Source organism: Glutamicibacter sp. NPDC087583, from assembly GCF_044743685.1.
Lineage (GTDB): Bacteria > Actinomycetota > Actinomycetes > Actinomycetales > Micrococcaceae > Glutamicibacter.
In genome coordinates, this window is sequence record NZ_JBIUWY010000012.1 from 45,036 (window position 1) to 53,955 (window position 8,920).

Genomic DNA, 8,920 nt, shown 5'->3' on the forward strand with positions numbered 1-8,920 from the left:
AATCAGCCACTCTCATTCCATCTGTTGTCGAGCACTTAGGTTATGAGACAAGCGAAAGTCTTAATTATCAGCTTCAGGCGTCTATTCCGCACGCCAAAGATACAACTCACGTACCCTTGAAGTCGACTGGCTAACTTATGGGGGTTGAATTGAGTGAAGTAGATTTCGATGCGAGCGCGATGGACAAGCTGATTCCTCAGTTTGGTGAAGACATCGTGGACGTCGATCAAACGGACGAAGTCCTTCAAACGGCATACGAAATCACTTCATATGGCGCTGATTACCCTGTTGACGGCCTCGTCAAACGGATGCAGTCCGGCGATATTGTTGTTCCCTCTTTCGATCCTGCCTTTGACGGCTCTGAGGATGTCGGAGCATTTCAGAGGGGCTTCGTCTGGTCGAGGCCCCAAATGGACAAGTTTATCGAAAGCCTCCTTCTCGGATTGCCGGTGCCAGGCATCTTTCTGGTGCGTGATAGGGCTAATAAATTGTTGGTTTTGGACGGCCAACAGCGTCTGCGAACTTTGCAGTTCTTTTATTCGGGGCTTATCGGCGATTCTCGATACAGATTGCGGCAGGTGCAAAAACCATTTTCGAATCTCTCATACGAAGAGCTTGAGCCTGAAGACCGTCGCCGGCTAGACGATAGCATCATCCATGCCACGGTGCTTCGACAGGACTCCGAAGGCTCCCAAGATGCGGTCTATTCGATCTTCGAAAGGCTGAACACTGGAGGAAGCCCACTTCAGCCACAGGAAATCCGGGTGGCACTGTACCCTGGTCCATTTCTTCACGGGATTAGCGCCATCAACGAAATACCATCATGGAGGAGCCTTTACGGACCCAAATCAAACCGATTGAAGGATCAAGAAATGATTCTGCGAGTGTTTGCCATGTACGAGGAGACCGTTGCGTACAGCAGACCGCTAAAGGGATACCTGAATGGCTACCTCAGGCTGAATCAGACGAGAATTCTTGACTCTTCTGTTGAGCTCTGGCAGGTCTTTGAAACTGCGATGCAAAATCTTCACGAACATGTCGGCCCCAAAGCCTTTCGTCCCGTACGACCCCTCAATGCCGCTGTTCTAGACTCGTTGGCTGTCGCCGTAATGCGCCGCGTTAAGACGGGGCCGATCACGAACCCTACGCAGTTTAATGCCACTTACAACGCTTTGTTGTCTAATGACAAGTACCGCCAGGCTACGAATAGCTCCACAGCCGCTGAAGAGACTGTGAGGCAACGGCTTGAGGAGGCAACCTCTGCGTTTGCTGAGGTGGTCTAGTGCGCGGTAGCGCTGAGGTCGAGCGACGCGTTCAGAAGACTGAGGCACTTTTCGCTTTGATCGAAGAACAGTCTCTCCCAGCAGAACTCACGTCTCATTATGCAAGATACTTGTGCGTCCTCGTTGCCGGGTTCGCTGAACAGAGCGTTAAGGAACTTGTTTCTGAGCACGCCAGAACCAAATCCTCACCTCGGATTCATCGATATGTTCAAGGACAACTCAAGCTGGTCTGGGGCCTAGATGACACAAAATTGCAACGACTGGTCGAAGCCCTTGACCCTACTTGGTGGGAGTTGCTGAGTGAGGGGCAACAGGAAGAGTTAGCAGCCCTTGAAAGCGTAGCGGCCATCCGCAACGTAATAGCGCATGGGGGTGACGCTGGCATCACGCTAGTGACAATCAGGCGGTACTTCGATGATCTCAAGAAACTCTTTCGTGCTCTGGCGGAAATTCTGGGAGATGAGTGAGTTCGGGCAAGAACACCTACTAGGTAGAGCAAAGGAACTGAACTTAGTTGACATGCAGAATGCCGACATACTAATTTCGCGGCCGTCCTACCCCATAAAATGACTGGAGAGGGTTAAATACCCAGCTTATTACTTCTTATAACTTATGAGTTGCAAGACGTCTCATCGGCCATCGATCCCGCAGGTGAAAAATCCGCGGAAACTCCACGATTCGGAATTCTCGCAACTATGTTTCGCAACTAATGTCATAGAATGATGTAAACACTATTAGTTGCGAGACACTTCCGAAGGACCAATGACAAAGCTGATCGGATACGCCCGCGTATCGACCAAAGCCCAAGACGCCGAACGGCAAATCCAGGACCTGCTCGCTGCCGGAGTGCGGCGCGATGACCTCTACGTCGATCATGGCCTTTCCGGAGCACTGGCGAAGCGGCCCGGACTCGATAAAGCTCTCGAGTCACTGCACCCAAACGACACTCTCGTGATCACCACCTTGGATCGTCTCGGGCGCTCCACCCAGAAAATGCTCGACCTCGCCCAAGAACTTCGTGAACGCAATATCGGACTCCGCGTCCTCAACCTCGGCGGCGGCGACGTAGACACCAAAACACCCATGGGTGCCATGGTCTTCACCGTCATGGCCGCCCTCGCGCAGATGGAACTGGAGATCAAGCGCGAACGCATCAACGACTCTGTCACCAAACGCCGCACCACCGGAGGCGACTTAGGAGGCCGCCGCCCGACCTTCACCGACTCCCAAATCCGCACCGCCGCAAAACTTATCCAGGCCGGCGAACCAGCAACCCAAGTAGCCAAAGACATGGGCATGTCCAGGGCGACGCTCTACCGCCGGATCAAAGGACAAAAAGCCCACTAGTGCTCGGCGGCTTTACACCCTCGAAATAGACCTATTCTGTCGCTCTGACGTGCTTAGATAGCACTATAAGAGAACAATAGATGGGGATCTAATTGGGCAACTTTTGGTGGGTCAACCAAGGCGCCACGTACGCCTGGGAATCTGAACTAAACATCCTCTGGGCACCGCTCACAACCAGCAACGGCCGTACGCAATCCCACTGGGAACGCATGGACAGCCTCGCACCAGGCGACATCGTCTTTAACTACGCAGATTCACACATCAGAGCCATCAGCGAAGTGCTCTCCCCTGCCCGCAGAGCCTCGAAGCCCTACAAGAATCTGGCAGCCAATACTTGGGGAGAAGCCGGCCGCGAAGTAAGCCTCCGTATGCATCCCCTGGATTCCCCACTACACCTCAAGGAAATCCCGCTAGAACTACGCAAAGCATGGAAGCAAAAAGGCAGCCCCTTCAACAAAAACGGCGGCATCAACCAGGCTTACCTCTTGGAACTGCCCACCGAAGCCGGCTGCTGGATCATGGATCATCTCGGCCTCGCAACCACCCCCAACAATGTTCCTATAGATCCTGCACCGGCCAAAGATAGCGACGAGAACGAAGAACTGTTCATCATCGTAGGGCCCGACGGCCAAGTCACCACCGCCCACCGCCCCGAACATGCACGTCTCAAAAGCTTCCTCTTCGGCCAGAGACCGGTGAATGGCTGCGCTCTTTGCGGCAAAGAGCTGCCCACTTCCCTCCTGGTCGCATCACACATCAAGAAACGCTCACACTGCGATTCACACGAACGCGGAGACCTCCACATTGTCATGGCAGCGTGCGCCCTCGGCTGCGACGCCGTCTACGAGCGAGGCTACATCACCGTCGATACGCACGGACTCGTCCAGCAAGGACCTCGTGCTCCTGAAACCCACCACCTGCAGTCCTACATCAACGACTTAGTAGGCCGACAAGTAACCGCGCACACTCCCCGAACAGCCAAGTACTTCGAATGGCACCGCGACTGGCATCGCCAACAGCTAACCCGATCGTCCCAACGCTAACCATTACAACTCTCCAGGCAGCTCGCAAGAGCCAACACCCCATTCAACTCGCGAACTTCAGATCAAGGACACCGCAATGACTCTCAAAGATCTCACTGACCCCGCCGCCGTCCACCAAGCTCTGGACCTTTTCGACCGCATGGGACGAGAAGACTTCCTGGCCGAGTACGGCTTCGGCCCCGCCAAATCATACTGGCTACTGCGCGACGGCCGCTCATACGATTCCAAAGCCATCGCCGGCGTCGCACACCTCATCCAAACCGGCACCCTCCTTGAACGCAACCAGTTCACCGGCGGGCTCCATGGAGCGGCGAAAACCCTCATGGACCTCGGATTCGACATCACACCCCAGCACAACACCCCCGAGACTACCCGCGGAGGCGCCGCGTTCGAAGTGCTCTGGAATCCCAACAATTACAAATGGGACGAGAAAGAATTCCAAGATACCCAAGACCAAATCCAAGCAGGCGCCTCGGTTCCTTTCTCCTGGAGCATAGGAACTAAGAAACAAGGTGTCGCTCCAGGCGACCGGATCTACATGTTCCACGTCGGCTCGGAAAACCGTGGGTTGATCGCATCCGGCCATGCCACCAGCGAAATCTTCATGTCGCCCCATTGGGATGAGGAGCGTCCCGATGAAGCACCTTACGTCGAGGTCTCTTGGGACGCGCTGCTTACCCCCGAAGACCTTCTGCCATGGAAAACCATCCGCGATCACATTCCAGAATTTCCGAAGGCCTTCATGTCGGGGGGCGTCCGCCTCGAATCAACATACTCTGAAGCCCTCGAAGCCCTATGGCAGGACCACGTCGAACAGCTTGCGTTGGGACCTTCCAAGCCGCATCCCGGACAACCGATTGAAAAAGGGTACAAGTATTATCTGGCGAAGCACCGCAGCCATCAACGACGTTTCCGAGCACTGCTTCTGGCGCATTACGATGCCGAATGCATCGTTTGCGGCTTAGAGGAGGTCGCGATCCTCGAAGCCGCGCATCTGATCGCCGATGCTGACGGCGGGCTGCCGACCGTCGGAAACGGGCGGTTGATGTGCCCCAATCACCACAAGGCTTTCGACGCCCGCTTCTTCCATCTCGATGCCGATGATAACGCGATCTGGCAAGAAGGAATCGACGAATTCTAATCCTGCCAATCAAGCAGAGAACAGCCAGGCACCTGGAGGTGGCCAAGTGCCAAGGAGTTACCTGCCTCCTGGGATTTCAGAATCGCCCACAGGGCTGAAAGCCCAGGACAGCTCCTTCTCTCTGGCTGCGTTCCTATCGCCGATCTTCTCGTCGAGACATGATGCCTTGTCTGCGATACCTGACTTGTCGTAGTTATTGCTTACGATGGGCTCAAACAACACTCGTGAAAGTAGAACACCGCATGCAGGTATGGGGCCTCCACAACGACACGCTCACCACCGAGCTGACCGAGGAAAACTTCGTCAGTCTCAGCTGGGACACCATCAATGATCTATCGCAGATCCCCGGCGGCCGCGAAGGACTCAAAGCCGAGCTCGCCCGCATCACCCCGGAAGAACGCCACAAAGCTATCCCGACCTGGGCCGGGATGCTCCTTCGCTTCCGCGACGAAATGCAGATCGGCGACATCATCGTCGCCCCGTACAAGCCGGACAGCACCATCAATATCGGCGTCGTGGACAGCGACTACTACTTCGACACGACAGCGTCGACTCACCGCCATCGCCGACGAGTGCAATGGAGGAAAATCGGTCTCGCCCGCACCGTTTTCACCCAACCGGCACTCTACGAAATCGGCTCAGCACTGACACTCTTCAAGGTCAGCAAGCACACGCATGAATTCCTCGCCGCCCTCAAAACCCGCACCGATGACATGGAAAAAGTCACCGCAGTCGTCGAACAAGCTGCGGCCCGCAACACCCCCGATGACGACGCTTCCGATGAGCCCCGGGCGTCCAGAATCGAACGCCATACCCGAGACTTCGTCCTCGAAGCACTTCAAGAACGCATCAACCACCGCCAGTTCGAAGAATTCTCCGCCGACCTCCTGCGGGCCCTGGGATACCAAGCGCGCGTCACCGCCTACTCCCAAGACGGCGGCGTCGACGTCATCGCCCACAAAGATCCCTTGGGCGTCGAACCGCCGCTCATCAAAGTGCAGTGCAAACACAAGACCGCGACCATTGGCGCTCCCGAAGTGCAGCAACTCATCGGTGTCCAAGGAGCCGGCGAACTAGTCGTGTTCATGACCCTAGGAGCTTACAGCCGCGACGCCCTCGCACTCGAACGCCAACGGCCAGGACTGCGCCTGATCACCGGCGAAGACATCGTCTCCCTCGTCCTAGAGCACTACGCAGCCTTGCCTGAACGCTGGCGAACCCTCATGCCATTAACGCCCCTGCTCGTCGTCGCCGACACCGCATCCTAACCACGGAGAAAACCATGACTTCCCAGAACCTGCACGCAGAACTGATCAAACACTTCAGCAGCGACGTCGCCAAACTCACCGACGAACAGCTCACCGCCTACGCTGGCGGATGGCCCAACCATCTGCCCATGGCCATCCTCGATGCGATCTACTCAATCCAAACCAGATACACCACCAAACATGGCAAAGGCTTGCTCCCCCGACTGAAAACCTTCAAGGAAACCCACCCCGAGGCCGCCCAGGATCTGCGCGAACTGCTCAAACTCAGCACAGCAGATATCGAGGCCATCCTTGGCCGGGGAAAGACATCCGGGACCTCAAAAGCCCAAGCAGCCCTGCACGTCGCAAAGAACCTGACCGAACTGGCCCCACCGGTCTACACTGCCCAAGACTTCAACTACGTGAACGCAGAACACGAACGCGCCTACCGCAGCGTCCACGGCCTCGGGAACGTCACTTACCGCTACCTCGGCATGCTCCTGGGACATGGAGATGTCAAACCAGATACCTGGATCATCAGAGCCGTGCAACGAGTCGCAGACACGCACCAGCTAGACCTGCGAATCACCTCGGACCTCGCCCGGCACATCGTCACCGAAACCCACAAAGCCACCGGCTGCGGCGAAACAGTAACCCACCTGGACCACGCTATCTGGCTCAATGAACGAACCAGCGACGAAAACTGACCGCCTTGAGACTTCCCAAAAACCGTCCGCTGGTGTCTACGAGAAGCGACGTTTCGGTCCCCAGTATCGGGACATGTAGAAAGTAGAAGACCGCAGGTGAAGAGTCATTCTTCACCAGCGGTCTTCACATTCCCATAAACGACCGTTTTTGAATCATCTACACTACTCAAAGCATTGACTGTTCAAAATTTTTTAATTGCGCTCAATACCTCGTCAAATACGGATTAAATGTTAAAGCTCAGTATAAGCTGATCAATATGATTGACTAAGGCAACTAACAGATCGATGGGTGAAACTTTTGAAAAAAAATCACTTCAATTGCTCTCGGCGCTCTTCTGCTAGGTAGCTCGTTGCTGAGCGCGCCAGCTAATGCAGCCCAGATGGAGCCAGAAAATTTCGTAGAAACACAGGCAGTCCCAGCCTATGCTGTCGGGGAAAGTGGAGAACGGTTCTACTTTGACAACATTGAACAGAAGTTAGGGGTCGCGCAACCCGCAGCATACTGGTCACCCTGTGGCGTTTTCGATAAGAACGAAAAGCTCGTCAGAACTTTCAGTAGGCAAACGGTTAAAGGAGTCTCGGGACGTACAGCCTATCTACGTTGTGGCACAAACAAAGTCGTCAAAGGTAAAAATATCGGTTGGGGCTATCGGCATATCAAAGCTGGCCACATGAACGACTGGAACAACCAGGCGGAATCCTTAGGTGCGAACTGGAGGGACTTCGCGGATTGGGCAACAAACGAAGCCTTAAAATGGTCATGCCTAAAGAAATACCAAAGCGGCAATAAAACTATTCGGTACGGTGGGGTTTATGAACTTCGAGATTCCCGTGGGCGGATCATAAAAAAAGTCGGCGTCACGGCATCAGTTTCAGCCACAAATTCCCGTCTCATCACATCTCATCCCGACAGTGTGAACCGAGCTTGCGGTAAATAATCAAGCTTCGCTGGTAAGTTCTAACAAGAAGGGCTATGGCGCATGTGCGCCATAGCCCTTCTCAGTCTTCTGCTTCTATTCTCATACTTGCCCCGTACATGGTTCCCCGTGAACCAGTGAAAGTATGAAGAGCTGCTATCAACTCCGAGAACGCATACTGTTCGCCGCCGGTAAAGCCTCGCGGCATTCTAATCCCGTTCAAACCGGCAAGTTCATTTTCCGTAACCCTCCATTTGACGACCGCCGTGCCATTATCGTCAAAATTGGGATATTCGATATAGATTCCCCACGGAGTTAGGCGAGCTTCATACCCACGTTCGTTCACTAGGTAATCAACATACCTTTGACGCTTAAATGTCTCCATAGAATAATCCTAAGTCCTCCAAGCAAACAATCTAGTTACGGTAGCGAAGATCTCTGATAATGAATTCCGACAGGTTACGATTGCGATGGACCCAAGGATCTTTTTTCGCCACGAACTGTCATTGTTAGAGCTTTCTCACAGTTAGCATCATACGAACCCCAGCAGCGCCAAGGGTTAACTCTGATACCTCCACGTGGTCTTACTCCTTTAAGATGATGTGCCCATGATAGGTGTTCCTCGTGGCCTGGCAAGTGATATTCGCTTATCAGAGGCCATGCACGGGCCACGATCCGCCGTCGAAGGAGAACTCAGGTACCGCAGCTTGTGGCTTGTGTGCGGGAGGTCGTTTGGTTCCTGCTGTCCACGTGGGTGCAGGAAAAGCAGCGCAGCGATTGGGCTTTTGCTGTGCACAGGTGGGCAGGAGGCTTAACCGCGATGCCCTGGTTTCGTCGCGGTTGATTCGGCTTCGGGTAGGGTTTCCATCCAGCAGGTCGCGTTGATCGCGACCTGTAGCGTTGCCAGGGCTTGGGCGACGGCTGGTTTCGTGTCGGGGTAGTCCTTGTTCCATGAGTCGGTGCTCATGGTGATGCGGCCGGTCTTCGCGAGGTCTTCCAGCTCGTTGGCCAGCGCTTTGAGGTCTTCGTAGATCTCTGAGGCGTTGCGCGTCATGGCTCTTTTCCTTGGTTGGTGGGGTGGTGGAGAGCTTCGGAACCAAACTGATGAGCTGGTAAACAGGTTCCGAAGACTTCCCCCTTTGACTCTTCTATGTCTGTCAAGCCGCAACCGGAACCTCTTCAATCATTTTTGAAGCACTGAAGATTCTGAAGATCCGACGGGCGAGATAGCGTTT

The 8,920-nt window shown here is 54.5% G+C and carries 10 protein-coding genes; 8 read left to right on the forward strand and 2 right to left on the reverse strand.

The window, feature by feature from the left end; all coding sequences use genetic code 11:
* Nucleotides 1-149 precede the first annotated feature (149 nt).
* The 8 genes from ACIOU9_RS17775 to ACIOU9_RS17810 all read left to right on the forward strand — a co-directional run bounded on the left by ACIOU9_RS17775 (nt 150) and on the right by ACIOU9_RS17810 (nt 7,706).
* Nucleotides 150-1,283 carry a DUF262 domain-containing protein gene (locus ACIOU9_RS17775; RefSeq protein WP_402697780.1) on the forward strand — a complete coding sequence of 378 codons (1,134 nt, stop codon included), beginning with the start codon at nt 150-152 and terminating at the stop codon, nt 1,281-1,283.
* Nucleotides 1,283-1,750 carry a HEPN domain-containing protein gene (locus ACIOU9_RS17780; RefSeq protein WP_402697782.1) on the forward strand — a complete coding sequence of 156 codons (468 nt, stop codon included), beginning with the start codon at nt 1,283-1,285 and terminating at the stop codon, nt 1,748-1,750. Before ACIOU9_RS17775 ends, ACIOU9_RS17780 begins: the two co-directional genes overlap by 1 nt.
* Nucleotides 1,751-2,045: 295 nt before the next feature.
* Nucleotides 2,046-2,630: a recombinase family protein gene (locus tag ACIOU9_RS17785; protein WP_402697784.1), complete on the forward strand. Its 585-nt coding sequence runs from the start codon at nt 2,046-2,048 to the stop codon at nt 2,628-2,630.
* Nucleotides 2,631-2,839: 209 nt separating this feature from the next.
* Nucleotides 2,840-3,673 (forward strand): hypothetical protein, encoded by an 834-nt coding sequence (locus ACIOU9_RS17790; protein WP_402697785.1) that lies wholly within the window; start codon nt 2,840-2,842, stop codon nt 3,671-3,673.
* A 76-nt stretch (nt 3,674-3,749) separates the two neighbouring features.
* Nucleotides 3,750-4,814 carry an HNH endonuclease gene (locus ACIOU9_RS17795; RefSeq protein ID WP_402697787.1) on the forward strand — a complete coding sequence of 355 codons (1,065 nt, stop codon included), beginning with the start codon at nt 3,750-3,752 and terminating at the stop codon, nt 4,812-4,814.
* A gap of 224 nt (nt 4,815-5,038) precedes the next feature.
* Complete coding sequence (locus tag ACIOU9_RS17800) at nt 5,039-6,082, forward strand: restriction endonuclease (protein WP_402697788.1); 1,044 nt, start codon at nt 5,039-5,041, stop codon at nt 6,080-6,082.
* A 14-nt stretch (nt 6,083-6,096) separates the two neighbouring features.
* Nucleotides 6,097-6,768 (forward strand): hypothetical protein, encoded by a 672-nt coding sequence (locus tag ACIOU9_RS17805; protein ID WP_402697789.1) that lies wholly within the window; start codon nt 6,097-6,099, stop codon nt 6,766-6,768.
* A 380-nt stretch (nt 6,769-7,148) separates the two neighbouring features.
* On the forward strand, nt 7,149-7,706 hold the full coding sequence (locus ACIOU9_RS17810; RefSeq protein WP_402697791.1) for a hypothetical protein: 558 nt from the start codon (nt 7,149-7,151) through the stop codon (nt 7,704-7,706).
* A gap of 61 nt (nt 7,707-7,767) precedes the next feature.
* Here ACIOU9_RS17810 and ACIOU9_RS17815 read toward each other — a convergent pair whose 3' ends face one another.
* Both ACIOU9_RS17815 and ACIOU9_RS17820 read right to left on the reverse strand, forming a co-directional pair.
* Entirely contained in the window at nt 7,768-8,070 is a 303-nt protein-coding gene (locus tag ACIOU9_RS17815; RefSeq protein WP_013350251.1) for a hypothetical protein, read from the reverse strand.
* Nucleotides 8,071-8,496: 426 nt separating this feature from the next.
* Nucleotides 8,497-8,739 (reverse strand): hypothetical protein, encoded by a 243-nt coding sequence (locus ACIOU9_RS17820; RefSeq protein WP_402697792.1) that lies wholly within the window; start codon nt 8,737-8,739, stop codon nt 8,497-8,499.
* Nucleotides 8,740-8,920: the final 181 nt, after the last annotated feature.